The 23,529-nt window shown below is 40.9% G+C and carries 18 protein-coding genes; 14 read left to right on the top strand and 4 right to left on the bottom strand.

From position 1 onward, the window contains the following. The first annotated feature begins 12 nt into the window (after window positions 1-12). The 8 genes from gor (at window position 13) to IGL23_RS13225 (ending at window position 7,111) form a co-directional block, all read left to right on the top strand. Entirely contained in the window at window positions 13-1,362 is a 1,350-nt protein-coding gene (gene gor / locus IGL23_RS13260) for a glutathione-disulfide reductase (protein ID WP_033594852.1), read from the top strand. A gap of 197 nt (window positions 1,363-1,559) precedes the next feature. Then, a complete protein-coding gene (gene folB, locus IGL23_RS13255) occupies window positions 1,560-1,922 on the top strand; it encodes a dihydroneopterin aldolase (RefSeq protein WP_033594850.1) in 363 nt (120 codons plus the stop codon). Continuing rightward, on the top strand, window positions 1,923-2,408 hold the full coding sequence (gene folK / locus IGL23_RS13250) for a 2-amino-4-hydroxy-6-hydroxymethyldihydropteridine diphosphokinase (RefSeq protein WP_033594848.1): 486 nt from the start codon (window positions 1,923-1,925) through the stop codon (window positions 2,406-2,408). Continuing rightward, window positions 2,402-2,971 carry a GTP cyclohydrolase I FolE gene (gene folE / locus IGL23_RS13245; protein ID WP_002383148.1) on the top strand — a complete coding sequence of 190 codons (570 nt, stop codon included), beginning with the start codon at window positions 2,402-2,404 and terminating at the stop codon, window positions 2,969-2,971. Before folK ends, folE begins: the two co-directional genes overlap by 7 nt. A 3-nt stretch (window positions 2,972-2,974) precedes the next feature. Beyond that, the gene (locus IGL23_RS13240) at window positions 2,975-3,568 is read left to right on the top strand and encodes a non-canonical purine NTP pyrophosphatase (RefSeq protein ID WP_002386218.1); all 594 of its coding nucleotides are present in this window, start codon (window positions 2,975-2,977) and stop codon (window positions 3,566-3,568) included. Beyond that, the gene (gene folP / locus IGL23_RS13235; protein ID WP_002386219.1) at window positions 3,561-4,352 is read left to right on the top strand and encodes a dihydropteroate synthase; all 792 of its coding nucleotides are present in this window, start codon (window positions 3,561-3,563) and stop codon (window positions 4,350-4,352) included. Before IGL23_RS13240 ends, folP begins: the two co-directional genes overlap by 8 nt. A 452-nt stretch (window positions 4,353-4,804) precedes the next feature. Then, the gene (locus tag IGL23_RS13230) at window positions 4,805-6,853 is read left to right on the top strand and encodes a hypothetical protein (protein ID WP_080279877.1); all 2,049 of its coding nucleotides are present in this window, start codon (window positions 4,805-4,807) and stop codon (window positions 6,851-6,853) included. A 96-nt stretch (window positions 6,854-6,949) separates the two neighbouring features. After that, entirely contained in the window at window positions 6,950-7,111 is a 162-nt protein-coding gene (locus IGL23_RS13225; RefSeq protein ID WP_162531340.1) for a hypothetical protein, read from the top strand. Window positions 7,112-7,657: 546 nt separating this feature from the next. Here the strand turns inward: IGL23_RS13225 and IGL23_RS13220 are convergent. The 4 genes from IGL23_RS13220 to IGL23_RS13205 form a co-directional block, all read right to left on the bottom strand. Then, the gene (locus IGL23_RS13220; RefSeq protein ID WP_033594842.1) at window positions 7,658-8,644 is read right to left on the bottom strand and encodes a polyprenyl synthetase family protein; all 987 of its coding nucleotides are present in this window, start codon (window positions 8,642-8,644) and stop codon (window positions 7,658-7,660) included. 37 nt (window positions 8,645-8,681) lie between these two features. Further along, window positions 8,682-9,239 (bottom strand): Gx transporter family protein, encoded by a 558-nt coding sequence (locus IGL23_RS13215; protein ID WP_002354743.1) that lies wholly within the window; start codon window positions 9,237-9,239, stop codon window positions 8,682-8,684. Between the two features lie 11 nt (window positions 9,240-9,250). After that, the gene (locus tag IGL23_RS13210; RefSeq protein WP_002358956.1) at window positions 9,251-9,673 is read right to left on the bottom strand and encodes a NusG domain II-containing protein; all 423 of its coding nucleotides are present in this window, start codon (window positions 9,671-9,673) and stop codon (window positions 9,251-9,253) included. A 217-nt stretch (window positions 9,674-9,890) separates the two neighbouring features. Further along, on the bottom strand, window positions 9,891-11,837 hold the full coding sequence (locus IGL23_RS13205) for an NAD(P)/FAD-dependent oxidoreductase (protein WP_002354747.1): 1,947 nt from the start codon (window positions 11,835-11,837) through the stop codon (window positions 9,891-9,893). 277 nt (window positions 11,838-12,114) lie between these two features. Here IGL23_RS13205 and pplA point away from each other — a divergent pair, with 277 nt between their 5' ends. From pplA to IGL23_RS13175, 6 genes are all read left to right on the top strand, one after another. Then, entirely contained in the window at window positions 12,115-13,044 is a 930-nt protein-coding gene (pplA, locus tag IGL23_RS13200) for an extracellular electron transfer flavoprotein PplA (protein ID WP_002368513.1), read from the top strand. Window positions 13,045-13,298: 254 nt separating this feature from the next. Then, on the top strand, window positions 13,299-14,366 hold the full coding sequence (locus IGL23_RS13195; RefSeq protein WP_033594840.1) for an FAD:protein FMN transferase: 1,068 nt from the start codon (window positions 13,299-13,301) through the stop codon (window positions 14,364-14,366). A gap of 13 nt (window positions 14,367-14,379) precedes the next feature. Next, a complete protein-coding gene (gene menA / locus IGL23_RS13190; RefSeq protein ID WP_010821964.1) occupies window positions 14,380-15,327 on the top strand; it encodes a 1,4-dihydroxy-2-naphthoate polyprenyltransferase in 948 nt (315 codons plus the stop codon). A gap of 387 nt (window positions 15,328-15,714) precedes the next feature. Further along, window positions 15,715-16,077 carry an LPXTG cell wall anchor domain-containing protein gene (locus IGL23_RS13185; RefSeq protein WP_104869734.1) on the top strand — a complete coding sequence of 121 codons (363 nt, stop codon included), beginning with the start codon at window positions 15,715-15,717 and terminating at the stop codon, window positions 16,075-16,077. After that, complete coding sequence (locus IGL23_RS13180) at window positions 16,064-19,945, top strand: WxL domain-containing protein (protein ID WP_113826347.1); 3,882 nt, start codon at window positions 16,064-16,066, stop codon at window positions 19,943-19,945. Before IGL23_RS13185 ends, IGL23_RS13180 begins: the two co-directional genes overlap by 14 nt. Before the next feature lie 211 nt (window positions 19,946-20,156). Beyond that, window positions 20,157-23,216, top strand: coding sequence for a WxL domain-containing protein (locus IGL23_RS13175; protein WP_033595076.1), 3,060 nt, complete (start codon window positions 20,157-20,159; stop codon window positions 23,214-23,216). Window positions 23,217-23,529 lie beyond the last annotated feature (313 nt).

The raw sequence follows: 23,529 nt of genomic DNA, 5'->3' as shown, positions 1-23,529 counted from the left end.
GAGCCAGAATAAATGAAAACCTATGATTATATTGTTATTGGTGGCGGTAGTGGCGGGATTGCTTCTGCTAACCGCGCAGGAATGCACGGAGCCAACGTCCTTTTAATTGAGGGCAACGAAATTGGTGGGACCTGTGTCAACGTTGGTTGTGTGCCTAAAAAAGTCATGTGGCAAGCCAGCAGCATGATGGAAATGATGGAAAGAGACACAGCAGGCTACGGGTTTGATGTTGAAATCAAAAATTTTAGCTTTAAACAATTAGTTGAAAATCGTGAAAAATATATCAACTTCTTACATGGTGCGTATAATCGTGGTTTAGACAGTAACAACATTGAACGTATCCATGGTTACGCTACGTTTACTGGGGAGCAAACAATTGAAGTCAATGGGACAGAATATACGGCGCCGCACATTTTAATCGCGACAGGTGGTCGTCCGAAAAAACTAGGTATTCCAGGAGAAGAATATGCCTTAGATTCAAACGGCTTCTTTGCGTTAGAAGAAATGCCAAAACGTGTGGTCTTTGTCGGTGCAGGTTACATCGCAGCCGAATTAGCAGGAACCTTACATGGCTTAGGCGCAGAAACACATTGGGCCTTCCGTCATGAACGACCATTACGAAGCTTTGATGACATGCTTTCTGAAAAAGTCGTAGAACGCTATCAAGAAATGGGCATGCAAATTCATCCGAATGCAACACCAGCTAAAATTGAAAAAACGGCACAGAATGAGTACGTTATTACATTTGAAAATGGTGAATCAATCACGACAGATGCCGTGATTTTCGGGACAGGCCGTCAGCCGAACACGGATCAATTAGGCTTAGAAAATACGAAAGTAGCCCTTGATGAAAAAGGCTACGTCAAAGTAGATAAATTCCAAAATACCACGCAAAATGGCATCTACGCAGTCGGCGATGTCATTGGTAAAATCGACTTAACGCCAGTCGCGATTGCCGCTGGTCGGCGCCTGTCTGAACGTTTATTTAACGGACAAACCGATTTATATTTGGATTATAACTTGGTACCAACGGTGGTCTTTACCCATCCACCAGTTGCGACAATTGGCTTGACGGAAAAAGCAGCGCTTGAAGAATATGGTGAAGACCAAGTGAAGATCTATCGCTCTAGCTTTACGCCAATGTATTTCGCTTTAGGAGAATACCGTCAAAAATGCGACATGAAATTAATTTGTGTCGGCAAAGAAGAAAAAATTGTCGGTTTGCATGGCATCGGCATCGGTGTTGACGAAATGCTACAAGGCTTTGCAGTCGCTATTAAAATGGGCGCGACCAAAGCAGATTTTGATAATACTGTTGCGATTCATCCAACAGGCTCAGAAGAATTTGTAACAATGCGATAAAAGGCGAATAAACCCCGAAAAAGAGCGTTGCTGATGCAACGCTCTTTTTTGAATACACAAGTTATACTATTGGATTCATAAAAAGTAATTTTTTATATCATACTAATAACCACTTTTCCATCTTTTAACTACTGACTTTTCCAAGAAATATGCTATGATTAAAAAAATTAGCAAAACAGAGGGTAGGGAGTTAGAGGATGGATAAAATTAGAATCAACAACTTGAAATTTTTCACAAAAAATGGTGTTTTGGCAGAAGAAAAACGTCTAGGACAGCAAGTAGAAATCGACCTTGAAATGCTGTTGTCGCTAGCCGAGGCAGGGCGAACAGATGATGTCACCCAAACCGTCAATTATGCCGAAGTGAATGAATTGATTGCCCAACGAGTAAACAATCACTCGTACGATTTAATCGAAGGTTTAGCGAGTGCTATTTTAGATGATATTTCCGCAGATTATCAAGAACAATTGAACAAAATTATCATTAAAATTAGAAAATATAGTGTGCCGATGCCCGGCCTTTTTGACAATATTGAAATTGAAATGGAGCGAGAAGTATAGATGATTGGCTATGTAGCATTAGGTAGTAACGTCGGCGATCCGTACGCAAATTTAGTGAAAGCCCGCAATTATTTAAACGAAGACCCGCAGATTCAGGTCGTGGCTTCTTCAAAACTTTATGAAACGGATCCTTACGGCTATACAGACCAAGATGATTTTTTGAACGCCGTATTGAAAATTGATACTAGCTATACCGCTGAAGGGTTATTGGCTGTTACCCAAGGGATTGAGCAAGTAATGAAACGTAAAAAATTAATTCACTGGGGTCCGCGGATTATTGATATTGATATTTTATTATTAGGGGAACAGTCAGTCGCGTTGCCCCACTTACAAGTTCCTCATCAAGAATTAACAAAACGGTCATTTGTTTTGATTCCCTTAAGTGATGTTTACGCAGAGGAACAACTATTGGGCGCGCCAATAGCTACGTGGATTCAGCGCAGTGGCAATCAAGAAGAAGTGCGAGTAAGCGAAAAGGAATGGTAGAGATGGAACAGGAAAAACAAGCGCAAATTGAGCAGGCAGTTACCACAATCTTAGAAGCAGTGGGGGAAGATACTCAACGGGCAGGACTCATTGATACACCCAAACGCGTAGCTAAAATGTATGCAGAAGTTTTTAGTGGATTAACCGAACCTGAATTTGATGATTATAAATTATTTGATAGCTTAAATGAAGGCGAAATGGTTTTAGTAAAAGATATTGCCTTTTATTCAATGTGTGAACACCATTTATTGCCATTTTATGGAAAAGTACATGTCGCTTATCTGCCAGAAGGTGGCAAAGTATTGGGACTAAGCAAGTTACCAAGATTAGTAGAACATTGTGCCAAACGTCCCACAGTTCAAGAAGATTTAACAGTGACAATTGCCCGCAAACTCCAAGAAAATATTCCCGTCAAAGGCATTGCAGTAGCCATTGAAGCGGAACATATGTGTATGACGATGCGCGGCGTGAAAACACCACAAAGTAGCACCAAAACATTTCAATTTACCGGACTATTTAAAGAACAAGAGTGGAAAAATCAATTTTTAATGGAGATACGTTAGAAAATGGAAATCATTGTTGGCACGAATAACCAAGGTAAGTTAAAAGAAATGCAATCAGGACTTAAGGACCCCGCTATTCAACTTGTCTCTTATCGAAAGTATACAACCAGTCAAGAACAACCTGCAGAAACTGGCACTACGTATGCTGAAAATGCTTATCTAAAAGCTCGCTTTTTCCAACAATTAATTGGCCGCCCAGTGTTAGGTGATGATGGCGGCTTAACGTTAACTGCTTTTCCTGATTTATTAGGTATTCATACAAGCCGCTTTTTCCATTCAGCCAATCCGGAAGAACAGAACCGCGAACTGTTGCACTTATTTGAAGGGCAACAGTCGATTCGCGAGTTAACCTTATCAGCCACGTTGGTCTATGTACTCGATGACGACAAACTGTTGCAAACGGAAGCCACTTTGACTGGTGAATTAGTTGAACCGCGCGGTACAGGCGGTTATGGTTTTGATCCGATTATTTATTTACCAGACCGAGGCAAAACCTTAGCGGAGTTGTCCACGAGTGAACGAATGAAGATAAGTCCTAGAATGCGGGCTTTACGAAAGATGATTCAGCAGATAAAGGAGCAATGTGACAATGATTGATTTAAAAAAGAATTACCAAATTATGGGGATTGTCAACACGACCCCCGACTCTTTTTCTGATGGCGGTAGCTACACAACGGTCGACGTGGCCTATCAACATGCGCTTCATTTACTAGAAGCGGGGGCCGATATTTTAGACATTGGCGGCCAATCCACACGTCCTGGCTACGAAGAAGTTTCTCCACAAGTTGAGGCAGACCGAGTATTACCGTTAATAAAAAAAATACGTGAGACTTCTCTAGCGCCGATTTCTGTGGACACCTACTATCCCGAAGTAGCGGAAGCCGCGATCCAAGCTGGCGCCACAATGATTAATGACATCAAAGGATTAGACACTCCGGGGATGGCAGAAGTCCTCGCGCAATATCCTGAAATCCAAGTTGTGATTATGCATTCTAGAAAACGCCAATCTCTTTCTTTAAAAGAAGAGTTACACCAATTTTATACAGAAAAAATTGAACAATGCCAAAAATACGGCCTTTCCTTAGAAAAAATTTGTTTCGATCCAGGGATCGGCTTTCATAAAACTGTCGCAGAAAACCTTCAATTGTTAAAAGATCCTAACGCCTTTCGCTACCAAGATTATCCGTTACTATACGGCGTTTCTCGCAAACGAACCATTGGCGCTTTAACGAACGAACCAGAACCAGCCAACCGTGATTTTGGTTCAGCCGCTGCTTCCTTGTATGCAGCACAACAAGGCGTAGAAATTTTACGTGTTCATAATGTCCAAGGCTTAAAACAAACATTTGATGTCTGGCGAGCATTGTCGGAGAAGGAGTAAAGGCGGAGCAATAGACTAAATAGACCGACCATCTTTTTTGATGGTCGGTCTATTTAGTCTATTGCTAAAATCAGTAATAAAAAATAAACCTGTCATAACTTTTACCGAAGGTTGATTATAATTAAAGATGACGTCTTAAACGTTCGCAACCTAATAAACGGCAGAAACAGAACCAACGCCTTCGGAACTAATTGGTTCTGTCCTGACCTCTTCATGTTTATCGTGTTTATTATGCTAAGTTGAAACGGGAAAGTCGATTGTTAAATAAGCTTTCGTTTTTTAGGTATTTTTAAGAAATATTTTAGAGTAGATACAGCATAGAAATTCTATTACAATTGTCTTTGGATCTTTAAATAATATCAATTGTTATTTAATATTTATTTTATTTTTTACAAGTAAAAGTAAGGAGGTTGTAATCTCAATTGAAAAAACATAACTATTTATTGATTTTATTGTGGATAGTTGGAGGGATCTTTTTAGGAGTTGAAAAAGTAGAGGCTGCTCCTAGACCATTAACAGAACTGGGCTATTTCCATTGGGCAAATCAATCGATTACACCAGCGGCAAACACATTTATTATGCATTACGGCGAAAATACATCCGTCGAACCAATTGAAGGCGAAGTGTATTCAAACTACATGGCAGTTAGTCGAACGACAAATAAAAGTAAAGCATTAGTAAAAAATGTGGGGTTCTATGAAGGAAAAGCAGTTAATTTATTAGTTACATTACAACGGAATAAAAGTAATTTGGATGGAGGATCAATTAGTTTTACTGAAAGCTATTTTTTAGGAATTACGATTAAAGGCGAAATGCTGGTTACCTATGATTTTGTTGATAATGATGGTCAGCCCTTAACGATAAAAACAGCATTTAATTACTATGGGTTAAATTCAAACAAATATGTTGGCTATAAAAACCCTGGAACGATAATTGATGCCTTATATGCGGAAAATCCTACACATATTCTTTACGATACGTGGGATGGCGGAGACGATGATTATTGGTTATATCTAAAAAACGTTACTGCAGGGGTACCTTGGCGGGACCCTCGCCAGCGTTTTGAAATGACGACCAAAAGTATTTCTACTGTTACGTTTGTAGTCCACAACAATGACACAACGCCGTCATCCATTGTTTACTTTACGGATTTTTTGGCAAAACCAGAATTTCCACCAGCCTACGCAATGGATACTTATTTTGAAAATGCAGAGACGGCTGTTTGTTTAAATGTGCAACAGACCATTCCCAATATTGATCAGTGGACAAAACCTAGTCAAATGGTTGTAAACGTTAACCTGAACCAAGTAAATCAAACAAAGCAATATCAATTTGACAAAGTCTTAGTTACAGACTTTAAAGGAGAAGATTTAACGGATTTATTTACTAGCCAAACAGATGGTGAAAATGTCCAAATTATGACAAAAAATCTGTCAGATAGTCGTTTCTACGATACCGTATTACAATATAAAGTTTACTTGAAATGGCAAGGGACTCAAAATCCAGTCGATACGGCGCTCATTTCAAGTGGAAAATTAGACTTGCCGTTTAGTGCAAGAACTCTTTTAGATGGAGAAAATTTAGAGGAAACGACTGCTACATCCAGTGTGAATTATGTGGGGAAAGCAACGGCTGTGTTTTTAAATGAACAAGATAATGCTATTCATGAACCGGTCACAAAAGAAGGGATTTTAACCACGCCTTTTGACTTGTCTAATCAGTATCCCAAAATAGCTGGCTATGAACCAATTAAGACCCAACAAGATCAAGGAATGTTTCTTCCAGAGGAGCAAACAATTATTCATCGTTATCGTGAAAAGAAGTTATTACAATTCAAATTGATGGATGAAGAAAATCCGCTATTGGTCTCACGTTTTACAAATCAGCGAGAAGTTACTTTTTCATTTTCTCATGATCCATCAACCAATATAACTTTAATAGCGAAGTGTGGCACAGAAGAAAAAGAATTAAAAAAATATGTAGATGCGCCAGAATCGGTTGTTGATAAAGTTACGTATACTTTTCCTGAACATTGGTTGAATCGAGAGGTTTTCTTTTATATAAAAGATGAGAACAATCAAGAGTCAGAAAAAGACAGTCGGACTCTTCAAAAAGAAGCTGGGCCCAAGCTCATTTTACCTGATACAATCAATTTTGGTGTGAATGAAATTCCCGCAACAGAGACAATGATTTCTTCTATTACAAATAAAGAAATCCGCATTGAAGATACAAGCAAACTTGATAAAAGTCGGTGGACAATTAAAGTAAAAGAAGAACAACCGTTAAAGAACGAAAGCGGTGAGTTACTCGACAAAAGAATAAGTTATGGTGAGAAGAATCAGCGTGTTCTAATTAATGCAGATAGCCAACCTATTTTGCAAGGAAGCGGCAACGCTACCGCTAATTTGACCAAACAACTTCAGTTGACGATTTTTCCTTCTGATTCAGTCGGAAGGTATAGTGGAGTATTGCGATGGTCTCTGGAAGATGCGCCAGAATAAAACCTTTTTTATAGATCTCTCTGGGGCTCCTACTTTTTTAAAGAGAGCGCCTTCTAACAAAGTACAAATGTGTTATACTACACAAGTAGGAAGTTTATGACGGTGGCAATTTCTCAAAAAAGGGGGACTGCCAATGTTTTTGCTTGTTCGCTTTTTCCCTACAAAGGAATAGCAGTGACTGTCTTTGAAGCATTGATGCTTGCGATTGCTTTCGCAACGTTAATTGTCAAAATCAGTAATAAAAACGACAAAAAATAAACCCGTCATAATCTTTAGCCAGGATTAACGGGTTTATTTTCTAATTAATTCAGCTACCGTCTTAAACGGTCTACCAGAGAGCGTATGTCTAGTACGCTCTCTTCGTGTTTATTATAGCAAGTTGAAACGGAAAAGTCGAATAGTAAATAAAAAAAGTAAGCGTATTCCAGTAAGGGATAAATGTGTTATACTACACAAGTAGGAAGTTTATGACGGTGGCAATTTCTCAAAAAAAGGGAGACTGCCAATGTTTTTGCTTGTTTGCTCTTTCCCTAGAAAGGAATAGCAGTGACTGTCTTTGAAGCATTGATGCTTGCGATCGCTTTCGCAACGTTAATTGTTAAAATCAGTAATAAAAACGAAAAAAAATAAACCCGTCATAACTTTTAGCGAAGATTGACGGGTTTATTAACCAATAAATTAAAGCTACCGTCTTAAACGGTCTACCCGAGAGCGTATGTCTAGTACGCTCTCTTCGTGTTTATTATACCAAGATATCACCTAAAAAGCTAGCCGCTAAATCCTCAATAGGATCCAGCGGCTTTTTTAATTTTCTCTTGTCAAAATCGTTTGTGTAATTTCATACAATTGTTCTTTCGCTTGGGCCTTTGTTTCAGGAAGTTTGCTGATTTCTTTCAGCGCTTTTTCTGTGTAATGAGTGGCTAATTGTTGGGCCTTTTCTACGCCACCTAGTTCATGGACAAGACGATAAATTTCCTGTGTTTCTTCATCGATCAAGGCTTCTTTTTTCATTAAAAGTGGCAACAAGACTTCACGATTGGCTTCAAGTGCATAAATCAAGGGCAAAGAATACACGCCTTGACGTACGTCTTCTAAGACGGGTTTGCCGATGGCATCGGCAGTTTGTGTATAGTCCAAAATATCATCAATAATTTGAAAAGCCAGTCCGATATTTTCGCCGATTTCACCACAACGTTTAGCAAAACGTTGGGAGGTGCCACTTTCATAGGCACCGACAAAACAACTTAGCGCAAACAGTTCGGCAGTTTTCCCGGAAATGTTTTTTAAATATTGGTCAATCGTTACCTCGAAATTATAGCGATTGTCCATTTGACCAAGCTCACCAGTCAGGACTTTTTCCATACTGCGCGAATTTAATTGAATGCTTTTTAATGAAGAAGAATAATCAGATAAGAGCTTAAAACAGCAAACAAAAAGATAATCGCCTGTATACACGGCTGTGCTATTGCCAAAGCGCGAACGCAATGTTGGCAAGCCACGACGCGTATCGGCTTCGTCGACAATATCGTCGTGAACTAACGTGGCGGTATGCAGTAATTCAATGGAAGCCGCTAACGCTGTCGCCTTTTTAGGGTCCCGCTGTTCACCAAAATAAGAGAACAACAGTTGGTAGGCTGGACGTAGCAATTTGCCGCCAGAATGAATCATGTCATGGACAGCAGCTTGAATCTCTTGATTATCGATTTGAACCGCTTGTTCCATCAAGCGAAGAGTAGTTGTTAATTCTTTTGATAACGTAGGATAGGTATTCCACATAGGATGTATATTCATAAGATGACTCCTTTAATTGTGGCGGACAGGTTTTCAATTAGAAAAATTGACTCCACTTATGTTTCGTTGTTTGTTCATAATTCAGTTGGAATTTTCGTAACGTCTGGACATGTTGTAGTAAATAATTAGCGGCAATCCCAATGGCAATCCCTGAGAGTAACCCAAACAGAGATAAAAATGGTAAGTACAGCATCGGCGCCCACGAATGAGCAAAGAAAGAGGTCGTTAGCAACTGACCAACGTTGTGTAAGAAACCACCAACGGCACTAATCCCAATAATGCTGACCCGTTTTGGCCCCAGCTGCTTGACAAGCAACATGCCGAAATAACTTAATAAGGCACCACTGGCACTATAGAAAAAGGTCGAAAGTGTGCCGCCCAGTAATGTCGTTAAAATCAAACGTAAACAGACCAGGAAAAAACTATCACGCTTACGCATGGTGAAAATCGCAATAATGGTAATTAAATTTGCTAGACCGAGCTTTGCCCCAGGAGCAAATGCGAAAGGGTAAGGAATCATATTTTCGATTAAACCAATAATGACCCCTTGGGCAACGAGCATAGCAATATAAATATTCTTGTGTAATTTGCTCATAGTTGTCGTGCTTAATAAATTAAGCTACCGTCTTCACTCCCATCAGAAGCTTCCACGGTGATAAACAAATTGTGGGGTAGACAGGCAATCGGGGTTTCACCAGGTTTGGAAATCCAGCCTCGCCGAACATCCACTAAGTCAGCACAGTTGGCTTCCTTCACGCGGATACGATCACCATCTACTTCAATCAGGTTGTAATCACCGTCTTTTGCTTCGTATTTATATGTATAATGCGGGCCGTCCTTTTTTAAGTCAAAGACTTTGATTACTTTGTTGTCTACTTTCAAGACTGCTTGATACGTAGCCGCTTCTTGACCACGGTTTTGCATGGCAAAAACAACAAGGGGCAGAAAAGAACCAAGAACTAAAACAGCAATAATAATAACGTCCCATGTTTTCAAGCGACTTTTCTTAATGAATTCTTTGATCGTCATTTTCTTCTCTCTCCTTTGGTGTTTTTTTCTTGTCTATCATAACATAATGAACGGAAAAGAAGTATTCTTTTCCAGTTGAGCCACCATATTATATAAAAGAAAATATGTGGGACAAAAGTCATGCTTGACTGCTGTCCCACATACTAAATCCTATGATAGTCAGCTGGAGACATGTGTCTCAGCTTTTGCTCGTAGTTGTCAATCGATTATCGATTGCTTACTTACCGCCGTATCTAGCTTTCGGGGTACCATACCACGCTTTACCAAGTTTGCGTTGAATCCATGGAATTACCCAGCGGTCTAAACCGACAGCACGGCCTGAACCGTTCATCAAAGCAAAAGCGACAAAGATAAACCAGATATTTACCCAATAGAACATGCCAGATAAACAGAAGGCAATTGTTAAACCAATTGTAGCAGCACTTGATAACCAAGTGAATAAACCAGCAATCAATGCTAAAGCAATACATACTTCAACGATTGTCATGAATTTTTGCATGAACAAAGCAACTTCTTGGTTTGGCATCATAAATTTCATTACGCTTTCGAACCATTTAGGCATGTGATCAAACACTTGCATTGGTGTTTCGCCGTAAGCGTAGCTTAAACCAAAGTGCGCTGCTTGTGTTGCCGCATCGGCACCACCGCTTGCCGCCGCATCCGCCGCACCACTTGCAGCAGTTGTTGCTGTTTCAGTTGCTTGAGAAGCACCTGTTGTTACTTGTTCTTGTAACCAAGGGAATGGGAAAACGACTTTATCTGTGAACCAAGAACCATCACCAAACCAAGTGCTTGGTTTCAAGTAATCGCCGTTGCCGACAATTTTCTTCATTGATTCGACTAACCAAACCATACCATAGAAGACACGTAGCGGAACACTCCACAAGACATTGCCGTAACGAGACGTATGTCCGCGAGCAACAGAACGATCATCTTTAATATGGAAGATTTCGTGCATAATGTATTGGAACATGTAGTAACCAGAACGAATATCAAAGAAGTATTTCAAGTTAACGATATGTTTCATAATGATGGCTAAGAAACCACTCAAATGAATTTTATCGAATAAGTTGGCAACGCCCCATTTCGCGCCGATGGAAACCATGAATCCTTGGTAGTTTCCTTTAAAGGCGTGTTTTTCGCCGCCTTTAATATCTGCAACGATGTTGGCAGCTGCAGTATGACCTGTTTGTTCAGCTGCTTGAACGATTTGAGGAGTTGGTGTATTTGGTGTTTCTTCGTAATAAACCAAGTCACCAATGATATAAATGTTTTTGTCTTCGTAGCCTTTTGCTTGCATGTATTCATTCGCAACTAAACGACTACCACGTGCTGCTTCTAAACCAAAGTCAGCGGCATCAGAAGTTGCTTTCACACCAGCTGTCCAGATTAACGTATGCGTTGGTACTTCAGAACCATCTTTTAATTTAATGTGATCTGCTGCAACTTCAACGATTGGTGAGTTCAATAATAATTGAACATTTTTCTTTTCTAGATAACGTTCTGCTTTGGCAGCATCGTTACGAGATAACATGTTTAAGATGGTTGGCATTGCTTCAACAACCATTAATGTAATTTCGTCTGGATCAATTTTGGCATCTTTCGCTAAACGATCTTTCCAGTCGATTAATTCGCCGACCATTTCGATCCCAGTAAAACCAGAACCACAGACAACGAATGTTAACATTGCTTTGCGTACTTCAGCATCTGGTTCGATGGCTGCTTTAGCAACGGTTGCTTCAATGTGATGACGAATTTTCACTGCATCATCAAATGACCATAAGGTGAAACCATTTTCTTTCACGCCTGGTGTTCCAAAGTCGTTTGGTTCGCCACCCATACCCAGAATTAACTGGTCAAATGGATAAGAACCTGCTAAAGTTTTCACAACTTTGTTTTCTTTGTCGATCCCAGTAACAGTATCTGTTACCAATTTTACGTTTTTCTTGCGTGAGAACAAACGTTGTAAGTCGTATTGAATTGCTTCTGGTTCAACACGTCCGCCTGCTACTTCATGCAATTCGGTCATCATAGTGTGGTAAGAATGGCGATCAATCAATGTGATTGTTACGTCCGTATCTTTTTTAAATTTCTTTGCTAGAAATTTAGTAGCTGAAACGCCAGCATACCCAGCACCTACAACGACAATATTTTGCTTTGTCATTGACAATCCGCTCCTTAATATTGTAAGTAGTAAAATAGTGATAATGATTAATAAGTACACAATCGACTAACATTATATAAGTATTTCACGAATTTGTCTAATATAAATTTTAATTGTCAACAAATTTACTCCAACGATGAGTTTTTGATGAAAAAAAGACCGAAATGTAAATATTTTTAGGGGATGGTCTTGACAACGTTTTTAAAACCATTATAATGTGTAATGTATCACAAACTTTTGATGTTTGTGAAAATCATGAAAGAAAAGGTGACTATCAATGAAAGTGAATAAATTTGTTAAAGGTTTTGCGGCAATTGCATTATTTAGTTTAGTATTAGCAGGCTGTGGCGCAGACAAGAAAGACAACACAACGAACTCTTCTAGCGCAGCATCTTCAGAAACGAAAAAATCAACTGAATCATCAGCACCAGCGAAAAAAGTTGCCGGTGGCGATTTAAAAGATGGTACGTATAAATTAGAAGAAAAAAATGAAAAAAATGGTTACCGTGCAGTCTTTGAAATGACTGTAAAAGACGGCAAAATCACTGAATCTAAATATGACAACATCAATGCTGACGGCAAATCTAAAACAGAAGACACTAAGTATGAAGAAAGCATGAAAGCAAAATCTGGTGTTGGACCAAAAGAATACATCAAACAATTAAACGATTCTTTTGTTAAAGCACAAAGCGCAAGCGGTGTGGAAGTAGTAACTGGTGCGACTCATTCATCTGAATCATTCCAAAACTACGCACAACAATTAATCCAAGCAGCACAAGCTGGTAACACAGACACAATCGAAATCGACAATGGGGCAACATTGAAAGATGGTACGTACTCATTGAAAGAAAAAAATGACTCAAACGGCTACCACACAACATTCTCAATGACTGTGAAAGATGGTAAAGTGACTGAATCTAACTACGATAACGTGAACGCTGACGGCAAATCTAAAAAAGATGACACTGAATACGAAAGCAAAATGAAAGACGTTGCTGGCGTTGGACCAAAAGAATATATCGAAACATTAAACAAAGAATTTGTTAAAGCAATGGGCGAAGAAGACGGCTCACCTGCAGGTGTTGAAGTGGTAACTGGTGCAACACACAGCACACATTCATTCATCAACTACGCACAACAATTAGTGAACGCTGCTGAAAAAGGCGACACAACTGAAATCGTTGTTGACAACATCGTAACAAAATAATTAGAAATAAATGAATCGTGAAGTAGTTCCTGAAATGCTTTTCAGCAATTACTTGACACCATTGAGGGGTTGGGAAAAAGTCGGTTGGCTGACTTTCCCGCCCCTTTTTCTTCGCTAGTTCTGTCCATCATTTCACAAATTTTTTCACAGAAATTTGTGAATTTCCAAGAGAAAGACTTTTCATTTTTTCCAAAAAAGGCTACTATGCAAGAGAACTTATTTTTTAATTAAAGAAGGAAAGAAGAGGGAATCCTATGAAAAAGAAACTTCTGCTCATGGTGAGTGTTCTAGCAGTGCTGTTTGTGGCAGCTGCTTGTTCCTCAAAACCAGAAGCGAAAATTAATACAGAACCATACTCTGACCGTCAAACAATGCTTGGTACCTACGTTCAAATTCGCATCTACGATGATGGCAAAGAAGACGTCTTACCGAAAGCCTTTGCCCGCGTCAAAGAACTAGGCGATAAAATCACGGTCAACCAACCAGGTTCAGAAATTGATGAAATCAACCAAGAAGCAGGCGTGAAACCGGTCAAAGTCTCAGATGACCTGTATCCTTTGTTGAAAAAAGCCTATGAATACAGCAAAGACTCCCGCGGTGGTTTCGACATGGCAATTGGCCCAATCACCTCTATGTGGCACATTGGCTTCGATGATGCCCGCAAACCAAGCCAAGCCGAAATTGATCAAGCCTTGAAACTTGTCGATTACACGAAAGTCAAATTCAACGACAAAAAGCAAACCGTTTACCTTGAAGAAAAAGGCATGCAATTGGATTTAGGCGCAATTGCCAAAGGCTTCATCACCGACGAAGTTGTGAAAGTCCTCAAAGACAACGGCGTCACCACCGCTATTGTCGATTTAGGCGGAAATGTTTACGTCTTAGGACACAGCCCACGTGGCAAAGACATGGACTGGACAGTCGGCATTCAAGACCCGAATAAAGCCCGCAACACTGTTTTAGGTCAAGTCAAAGAAAGCAACAAAACCTTAGTCACATCAGGAATTTATGAACGCTACTTAAAAGTCGATGGCAAAACCTACCACCATCTCTTTGATCGTGAAACTGGCTATCCGTTTGATAACGACATCGCGGGTGTCACCATTATCACCGACAAATCCATCGATGGTGATGGTCTCTCAACAGCCGTCTTCTCAATGGGCGTCAAAAAAGGACTAGAATATGTCGAAAGTCTGAAAGGAACCGATGCCATTTTCGTCACAAAAGACGACAAAGTCTACATCAGCAAAGATATCGAAGGCAACTTTGAAATCGGCAAAGACTCTGGCTATACGATGGGGAATCGGGCCGATTTGAAATAAGGAGCGACTAAAAATGTCTTTAAATGTGTTTTTAAAAGTAGTGGAAATTCAGACGAAGCTAGCCAGTCTCTTTCCCTTTATTATCGGGGTCTTGTTTTCAATGACCTATTTTGGGGAAGTCCAGTGGGGCAACACGCTGGTTTTCTTCATTGGCATGGTGGTCTTTGATATGGCCACCACCGCCATTAATAATTACATGGACTTCAAAAAAGCCAAATCAGACGTCTATAAATATGAAGAAAACATTATCGGACAATCAGGGGTTTCACCACAACTAGTTCGCAACATGATTTTCGCCATGATTGCCTTCACTGCCGTTGTGGGTGCGTACTTAACGGTTCAAACCGGCTGGCTCTTCCTCGTATTAGGCGGGATTTGCTGCTTCATCGGGATTTTCTACACGTATGGACCGATTCCGTTATCCCGCATGCCCTTGGGGGAAATTTTCAGTGGCTTCACGATGGGCTTAGGCATCTTCGTCTTAACCGTTTACTTGAATGTCGTCACCAATCCGCCGTTTTACTTAACGGTCGATTTTGCTAGCGGCGCCTTTCGCTTAGACGGCAATCTCTGGGCGGTGCTTGCGATTGTCGTGGCGTCCTTGCCCTTGGTCTGTTCGATTGCTAACATCATGCTCGCCAACAATTTACGGGACTTAGACACGGATATTGAGAACCACCGTTATACATTAGTCTATTATATCGGGCGCCCAGCAGGGATTGTGCTGTTTCAAGTGTTAGCGCTAGCTGGTTATCTGGTGATTTTATTCGGCTTCATTAGTGGCATTTATCAATGGCCAGTGTTAATTACATTTGCTACTTTGCCTGTCATTTGGAAAAATATTCAAACGTTTAAACAAGAATTGCCGCAGCCGAAAAGTTTCCGTCATTCCATTAAAAACTTAATGGTTTTCAATGGCACCTATGCCTTAGGGCTATTCATTAGCGCCTTACTTGGTTAGTCTTGCGGAAAAATAGCGGGCTGGGCGAAAAAAATACTGTTTTTTTTCAGGTGCCTACTTCAAAACAATCAAACAAAGCTCAAAATGTTAGTATTCGTTGCTAACATTTTGAGCTTTTCTTGTTAAAAAGAGCGGAATCTTAAAATTTTGTCAGGGGATTTTGGTAAAAATTTGCCGAAATCGCCCTTTTTTTGAGCCGATTATTAAATAACAGCTGTTGTAACCCTTGTCAGAATAGGAACCTTCAAAATTTTCGCATGGGGTGCGAAAAAATCGTCAATTTCTGCTGGGGGTTTCTTTGTTATTATAGAGGAGTAACAAAAGGTTGTTTCGTCTTTCTTGTGTAAAAGGGCAAGAAAGGCTAGCGAGTTAAAAGGAGGTTTTTCAATGAAAAAAAAGCGTTATTTAATGATTGTGTGTCTACTATCTTCTCCTAGTTTTTTTATAAATGTTGAAGCGTCTGATGGTGGTTCTAGTTCGGTGGGGATTGAATTTTACCAAAATCCGACAACACCCGCTCCAAAAGATCCCCCACCGAAAACAGATGCGCCAGCTGCTGATCCCAAGGAACCAGCTGGTCCTCCGCAAGGAGATCAACGAAGTGGTGGTTCGACACAGACCACCACAACTGGCTCGCAGCTCCCTCGTACAGGGAGCAAGAGTCAGGCAAATTTGAACATTCTCGGCTTCGCCTTAATTGGCTTGGCGGGAATCGTACATAGAAAGAAGGGACGACATGAAGCGAAATAAATGGCAACGTCTTGCAGCTATTGGCTTATGTAGTTCTTTGCTAGTGAATGCCTTTTCTGGCGTGACGGCAGTTGCGGAAACTGTGACGATTGAAAGTAGTCCGACCGCCGAAAGTAGTGCCAAGGAAGAGACGCCAGCCAGTAGCGTGAAGGAAGAAACAACGAAAGCCAGTACGGAAAATAGTCAAGAGACGACTGATACGAGTCAGGAAGAAGCAACGAAAGAAGCGGAAGAACAAGAAGAAGCAGACAGCAAGATTGTGAATGATGTCAATAGCATAGTGTCGAAGGATGTACTGAAAGAATCTAATAAAAAGCTAGCTAAGGCAGTTGTTTATTCACCAGTATTCCCAGGTTTTAATGCTGAGTTTTTTGATGAAGAGAATAAAGCATTTACAGAACCTCTAAATATTACTGGAGAGTACGTCCATTGGCTTGCTTCTACTACACAAGTAGTACGTTATACAGATACAATGTATCCGATGGTATCTAGTAAATCTACAGTAAATAATAGGTATAAGGTAGTAACACAGAATGTAATGCAAGTACCCAGCAACCTGTTTGAATTCTTTCCAACTGGGTATACACAACGAGGATTAGGAATTAATAAGCTACAAATTACAACACCTTTACGTTACGTAGATAAAATTGAGCTTACAACAACCAGTGTACCAGGATATTATTATAATATTGATGGAATAGCTGGACCTCCTTCGACAACAGTAGGAGTAAGTCCTAATGCTGTTGAGAAGAGTTTTATAAAAAACAATACAGATAATACGTTCTCTATTCAGTCAAAATGGGGAGCAGGAACAGTTTACACCGTTCTTCCTGTAACAGCTATGGTAACAGGAAAGCCTGACTCGTCAGTTGCAGCGTTATTGATAGGATTTAACGCCGATACAGAACCACATCCATATGTGGCGAAATACAAAGTCACACGTAAACAAGTCACCGAAAAGTTCGTAGATGCGAACGGCGTAGCCATTACACCACCAACAGGGTTTACCCAAAATAAGAAAACACCAATGACCAGCAATGACTTCACCTTCAAACAAGCAGGTACCTTACCCGACACCTACACAACAGGCGGTAAGACCTACAAGTTCAAAGGCTGGTACAAAGGGAAAACCAAAACCGAGCCCTTGAAAACGACGAAAGCGCCAAGTTATGGGGTAACCTATGATGGCAATGATGACTTGAATGTGGTGTATGAGGAATCGAATTTCCCAGCAGTCACGTATCAATTTGGCTTTGTGAACGAAGCAGGACAATTAGTGAATCTTGCTGATATTAAGATTACGTATGATTATAAGAGCATTGCTTTTAGAGGAACAGGAGGTACAGGCTCTACTGTTTCTTTTGGAACACTTGCCACCAATCAGAGTGGTTCAACTGTTGGTAAGTTAAAAGAGGTAACACTCCCTGCGGCTAATATTGCTCGACCTACCGCAACGGGATGGAATGGTGATGCCTTTTCTAACTTCTCTATTAAGCTTCCTAGATACTATCAGTCGTTAAATCTTTATGATAAAGCAGGAAAGATTAATCCCAACTATCCACTACCTGCTATGACAATGATCAATTCTACTGGAGAAAATACAGACCAAACGGAGGCTGCTGTTATTGCTAATTTGATATTAACACAGCGAGCAGATAAGAGTTATACACCAAAAGAACTATATTCAGTAGCTGATCCCAGTGTTAAATATCCATATTTTTTGCGTAGAGTTATCAATAGCGCTAATTTAAGCTCTGGAAACTTAACCTATTGGACTGTCGGTAGTCCAATCTACTATCACTTAACCAACCGCAAAGTCACCGAAAACTTTGTAAACACAAGCGGTGCCAAAATCACAGCACCAAGTGGTTTCACCCAAGGCAAACAAACGGCGATTACCAGTGACCCGTACACCTTCAAACAAGCAGGCACCTTACCCGACACCTACACAACAGGTGGTAAGACCTACAAGTTCAAAGGCTGGTACAAAGGTAAAACCAAACCAAGTACCTTGACCACCACCAAAGCACCAAGTTATGGGGTAACCTATGATGATAATGATGATTTAAATGTGGTGTATGAGGAAGTAAGAGCCTTTGATTTTCCTGCAGAGACATTCCAATTTGGTTTTGTTGGTGAAGATGGTAAGTTAGCGAATCCTGCAGATATTAATATTACGTACAATCATACGGGGATTTCTTTTAGACGACCTGCAGGAGTAGATCCAAGCGTTTCTTACAAAACAATTGCTGCCAATCAGAGTGGTACAACGGTAGGTAATTTTAAACAGGTAATATTTCCTGCGACAACTATCGAGCGACCTACTACAACCGGCTGGAATGGAGATGTCTTTTCTGACTTCTCAATCAAGCTTCCTAAATATTATGAATCGTTAAATCTTTACGATAAAACAGGGAAAATTGGGACGAATTATCCATTGCCTAAACTAGCAATAATTAGCACGATTGCACCAGATAATGTTTTCACTGAAGCAGGGCTTATTTCTAATTTAACTTTAACACAGAGGGAAGATAGGAGTTATACACCGTGGGAGATAAATGTGACGATAGATTCTAGTGTTAAATATCCGAATATTATGAGTAGAAGTATTAATAGTTTAGATGAAAGCGATGGAAATATTAGATATAAAACAATCGAAGGGCCAATCTACTATCATTTAACCAATCGCAAAGTCACCGAAAACTTCGTTGATGCCAACGGTACCAAAATTACCGCACCAACAGGCTTCACCCAAGGTAACCAAGTACCGATGACTAGTAACACCTTCAAGTATACAGCGGCAAAAGCTTTACCAGCGACGTATACTACAGATGGCAAGACCTATACTTTCCAAGGGTGGTACAAAGGAAAAACCAAGCCAAGTACGTTGAACAAAACCACAACACCAACGTTCAATGCGACCTTTGATGGCAATGACGATATGACCGCCATGTATAAGGAAGAAATACCAACGGCTAGTGTCACATTAACTCGACCAAAAGAAGTGATCGATACGAATACCAATGTAATTTGGACAACAACGATCACGAATACCAGCAAAGCACCCTTACAGAATCTTACCTTGAAAAAAGGGCCTAATTGGTCAGTTGGTCTGACGATCCCAACCTTCATGGAAGTGACACCAGAAGGAGGAACGACAAAATCAATCCCAGTAAATAGTACACTTTGGACAGAGGGGGTTCCTTTACCAAATGCTGTTCCTATCGGCAAAAAAGTTTCAGTTGCTTTCACAACTCGCGCAACAGGGAAACCAAACACTGTTTTGAAAGCAGAAGTTGTAGTATTTGGTGGTATTAAAGATCGTGCAGTGGATAACTTCGTGAGAATTCGTCCAAATGATCAAGAAGTAGTCACACCAACGACCGAAGGCTTCATTAGTGTACCAACCTTTGATTTCGGTCAAGTGGGCGTTGCAGGAAGTAAGCAACAACACAGCTTGAAACAAGCCGCGGATTACTACGGTAACGGTACCCGCAATCCGTATCTGCGGATTAAGAAAACGCAACCGAATTGGAGCTTAACGGCGCAACTGTCGCAACCGAAATCAGCGACAGACAGCTTACCTACAGCGACCCGCTTATTATTAGGGGCGGCGCCTGTCTCTAGCTTCACCAATTACAATCAACCAACCGAGTTGAAAAATGCGGTCGGTACCACGAGTGCCATTAGCTTAACAGCCAACAACACGGCAACGAGTATTATTGCCAACAAGCAATTCACAGGTAGTAATGTTTACCAGTTGGACTTCACCTTCAATAATGTCAAACTTGAAGTGCCAGCCAATCAAGGTGTTAAAGGGCAACAATACAAGGCCGCAGTTACATGGAACCTAGTTACAGGTCCTTAAAATAGTTAAGTTATCATGAGAAAAGCTCAAAATGTTAGTGGTTATTACTAACATTTTGAGCTTTTTGGTTTAAATATTAAGGAAAAATCAGCTGGAGTTCGTTAAAAGAGCGTTTAAATCCTTGATTTTCGCTAAAATAACACTTGTTTTTAAAGGGAATGGAGGCGCTCAGCCTTGAAAGGATAGGAATCACTAAAAAACGGCACTCAATATGTCAAAATTTGAAATTTCAAGCGGTGTGTTCTTTGGTAAAATAAATAAAAAAATGCTAGTTATCAGTATCGATAATAACAGGATACTGATTAAGAAAGGACTTTATAGAGACTATAGATTGAATTTTTACATAGAAAGAAGGAGCAAGATGAAGCGAGTAAATTGGAAAAGATGGCTAGTTGTTGGGTTAAGTTGTTCTTTGTTCATGGATTCAGTGGTCGGTGTGACTGTGTTAGCGGAAACGATTACTGGGGCGACGGAGCAAGGAGTAGCATCATCTCAGTCTAGTGACGAAGCGAACCAGACGACACAGCCAACCGAAGAGTCACAGGCAACGGTCGCTAGTGAAGCGAAAACAGTGCCGCCACAGGAAACGGCAAGAATTGCTTCTCGAGCGATTGGTTATTCTTCTGTGGAAGGGCGCGAGATTCCCTTTTTCTTTGTGGAGGAAGACGGGACGTTGTTTGATCCCGACCGGATTACGATGACGGTCAATCTTTCTTCGTTTTCGTTTTATGAAGAGAAATTACAACGAACCCCCCTTGAGCCCACCACTGTGAATGGCGGAAAGTTACTGTCTATTCCAACGTCACCAGCTTTTAAATATGATACCAACAATCGGGATCCAAGTAACATTTATGGCGTTTCTGAAGTGTCGTTTACTATTCCTAAGGAGTATCAAAGCCTGGACATTCGACCAAGTACGTTTTATACAGGAGACACTACGCAATATCCAGTGCCAACGGTTTTTGCGAACGTTGGGGGCAAAGTGACGAACTATGTGGGCGCCAATGCGGAGACGGAATTAGAGTTAACCAATGAAAAAATGCCCAATAAGCTGACGTTTGGTCCTAAAAAGACGTTTAAATATACGGTAGCTACGGCACCAGGAGGCGTTATGTATGCACTGACCTATTTTTATGGAGATGTCGGCGGTCCAACTAGTTCGCACCAAAGACGAGGAACAGCGGGTCCTGTGTATTATTATTTAACCAAGCGGCGTGTCACGGAAAAATTTGAGAATCCCGCAGGCGGGGCAATTCCTGCGCCAGAAGGTTTTACGCAGGATAAGAAAACCATTGTGACAGGGGAGGATTTTACTTTTACCCAAGAAGGCACCTTGCCTGAGCGTTACACAGGCAGTGATGGGAAGACGTATTTATTTAAAGGTTGGTACAAAGGGAATGCGAAAACTGACCCGTTGGAAACCTCCAAAACGCCTAGTTATGCGGTGACCTATGATGACAATGACGATTTGCATGTGGTCTATGAAGAAGCAGTGATGAAAACCTATACGTTGCCAGCGAGAGAAGCTTTGTTCGGCTATGTTGATGAGCAAGGAAACTTGATTAATCCCGCCAAGTTTAAGCTAAGTGCGACCATGGGTGAAAGTGACGGAGCCACAGGGGAAATGACGACTTTTCCCACAATTGATGGAATCGATATGCCAGCAAGTCAATTAAAGAAATTAGCCATCCCGCAAAAAGTCTACACACGCCCAGACGATGGGACAATCGTAACTTATGGCCCGCAAGAAGTGAGTGTTGAAATTCCTAAGTATTACCAGACGATTTCGATTAAACCAACTACTGCGTATACAGGGGATAAAACCAAGTATCCAGTGCCAAATGAAGTGCGCCGTGGCATCGAAAACCCCGACAATATTGTTAGTAGTTTAGTGGGAACCACTGCGTATAACTTGACCCAAAAAAGTGCTACGCGCTATACTGCCCGCCGTTCTTATTGGACGTGGGACACCACGAAGACACTTTACTCAATGAGTATCTATTCAGGAACTGCTGGGGGCAACTATAATTTATCGACCCCCGATGGCACCATTTATTATTACTTAGAAAATCGGCGGGTCACAGAACATTTTGTAGATGATAGTGGTGCAAAAATCACGCCACCAACTGGCTTTACACAAGGAAACCAGCTAGTGATGGACAGTGAAAACTATGTCTACACCGCCACGAAAGCTTTACCGAAGATCTACCAAGCTGGTGAAAAAACCTATATCTTCCAAGGCTGGTTTAAAGGCAAAACCAAGCCAGCAACATTAAAGACGACAACGACCCCAAGTTTTACACCAACTTTTAATGATGAGGACGACATGACCGCTGTGTACCAAGAAGCGATTCCCACCGCGGAACTAACGTTAACAGGTGCCGTTGACATAATCGAAAATGGCGCCACAATGGACTACTGGGAAGCACTACTGAAGAACACAGGCGAAGCGCCGTTAACCACCATTAAAATCAAGCCAACGGCAACTTGGGCGGCTGGCATCGGCGCACCCAACACGATATTTGTACAAGGAACGGGTCAAAACACCAAAGCCTTTCCTGTCACCAAAGAACAATGGACGACCGGTGCAGGAGTGTCCATCACGTTGGATCAGCCTTTACCAGCTGGCGGTCAATTAAAAATGAACATATTAGGAACCACCGTGACCGGTCAACCTGGTCAAGTTTTAACCGCTGATGTTGAGGTAACGGGCAACTTTGGCAGCTTAACCGCCAAAGATACGGTCCGTATTAAAGATTTAGATCAAGAAATTACGAGCCCTGACGGCGACGGCTTTATTAGTACCCCGACATTTGATTTTGGTAAACTAGCAATTTCAGGAAGTAAGCAACAATATGGTTTGAAGAAGGCCGCAGATTACTACGGCAATGGCACTCGCAACCCTTATTTACGCCTGAATACTAGCCAAGCCAATTGGAGTTTAACGGCGCAGCTGTCACAACCGAAATCAGCCACAGACAGCCTGCCAACAACGACTCGCTTATTGCTAGGAACGGCCACTGCTGCCAGCTTTACCGATTACAACCAACCAACAGAAACCAGGACACCACTTGGCAAGACCAGCACCGTGACTTTAACCGCCGACAATACCGCAACAGCGGTGGTCGCAAACCAACAGTTCACAGGCAGTGACGTCTATCAGTTGGACTTCACGTTTGCTAACATCAAACTAGAAGTGCCAGCCAACCAAGGTATGGCTGGCCAACAATACCAAGCCGCCGTCACGTGGAATTTAGTGACTGGCCCCTAAAATAAAAATGCCCGAGCCTCTTATTTTTCTAAGGCTCGGGCATTTTTATTGATGGTCTTTTGATGGTCGTTGTGCTATAATAGCATTGAAAAGAGAGATATGCGCTAACATACTTCTCTGATGTAGAGCCGTTTAAGACGGTGACCAATTGTATTATTTAAAAATAACCGTACTGGTCAAAGTAAACGGTTATTTTTTATTGTCATTTTTAACAACCTTTCGGATTTCGTAGAGGGTTCTTTTTTCAAATAATAAAGATGTTGCGGAAAAAGCTCAAAATGTTAGTTATTAATTCTAACATTTTGAGCTTTTC

This window comes from Enterococcus sp. MSG3299 (genome assembly GCF_050555765.1).
Taxonomy (GTDB): domain Bacteria; phylum Bacillota; class Bacilli; order Lactobacillales; family Enterococcaceae; genus Enterococcus; species Enterococcus faecalis.
Note: the sequence above shows the minus strand (reverse complement) of the source record. Positions and strands in the feature narration are given on the sequence as shown.

Excerpts from the sequence above, each read along its gene's own strand:
- gor (WP_033594852.1), top strand. The coding sequence starts at position 13 with ATGAAAACCTATGATTATATTGTTATTGGTGGCGGTAGTGGCGGGATT.
- folB (WP_033594850.1), top strand. The coding sequence starts at position 1,560 with ATGGATAAAATTAGAATCAACAACTTGAAATTTTTCACAAAAAATGGT.
- folK (WP_033594848.1), top strand. The coding sequence starts at position 1,923 with ATGATTGGCTATGTAGCATTAGGTAGTAACGTCGGCGATCCGTACGCA.
- folE (WP_002383148.1), top strand. The coding sequence starts at position 2,402 with ATGGTAGAGATGGAACAGGAAAAACAAGCGCAAATTGAGCAGGCAGTT.
- IGL23_RS13240 (WP_002386218.1), top strand. The coding sequence starts at position 2,975 with ATGGAAATCATTGTTGGCACGAATAACCAAGGTAAGTTAAAAGAAATG.
- folP (WP_002386219.1), top strand. The coding sequence starts at position 3,561 with ATGATTGATTTAAAAAAGAATTACCAAATTATGGGGATTGTCAACACG.
- IGL23_RS13225 (WP_162531340.1), top strand. The coding sequence starts at position 6,950 with ATGACGGTGGCAATTTCTCAAAAAAGGGGGACTGCCAATGTTTTTGCT.
- IGL23_RS13220 (WP_033594842.1), bottom strand. The coding sequence starts at position 8,644 with ATGAATATACATCCTATGTGGAATACCTATCCTACGTTATCAAAAGAA.
- IGL23_RS13215 (WP_002354743.1), bottom strand. The coding sequence starts at position 9,239 with ATGAGCAAATTACACAAGAATATTTATATTGCTATGCTCGTTGCCCAA.
- IGL23_RS13210 (WP_002358956.1), bottom strand. The coding sequence starts at position 9,673 with ATGACGATCAAAGAATTCATTAAGAAAAGTCGCTTGAAAACATGGGAC.
- IGL23_RS13205 (WP_002354747.1), bottom strand. The coding sequence starts at position 11,837 with ATGACAAAGCAAAATATTGTCGTTGTAGGTGCTGGGTATGCTGGCGTT.
- pplA (WP_002368513.1), top strand. The coding sequence starts at position 12,115 with ATGAAAGTGAATAAATTTGTTAAAGGTTTTGCGGCAATTGCATTATTT.
- IGL23_RS13195 (WP_033594840.1), top strand. The coding sequence starts at position 13,299 with ATGAAAAAGAAACTTCTGCTCATGGTGAGTGTTCTAGCAGTGCTGTTT.
- menA (WP_010821964.1), top strand. The coding sequence starts at position 14,380 with ATGTCTTTAAATGTGTTTTTAAAAGTAGTGGAAATTCAGACGAAGCTA.
- IGL23_RS13185 (WP_104869734.1), top strand. The coding sequence starts at position 15,715 with ATGAAAAAAAAGCGTTATTTAATGATTGTGTGTCTACTATCTTCTCCT.
- IGL23_RS13180 (WP_113826347.1), top strand. The coding sequence starts at position 16,064 with ATGAAGCGAAATAAATGGCAACGTCTTGCAGCTATTGGCTTATGTAGT.
- IGL23_RS13175 (WP_033595076.1), top strand. The coding sequence starts at position 20,157 with ATGTCAAAATTTGAAATTTCAAGCGGTGTGTTCTTTGGTAAAATAAAT.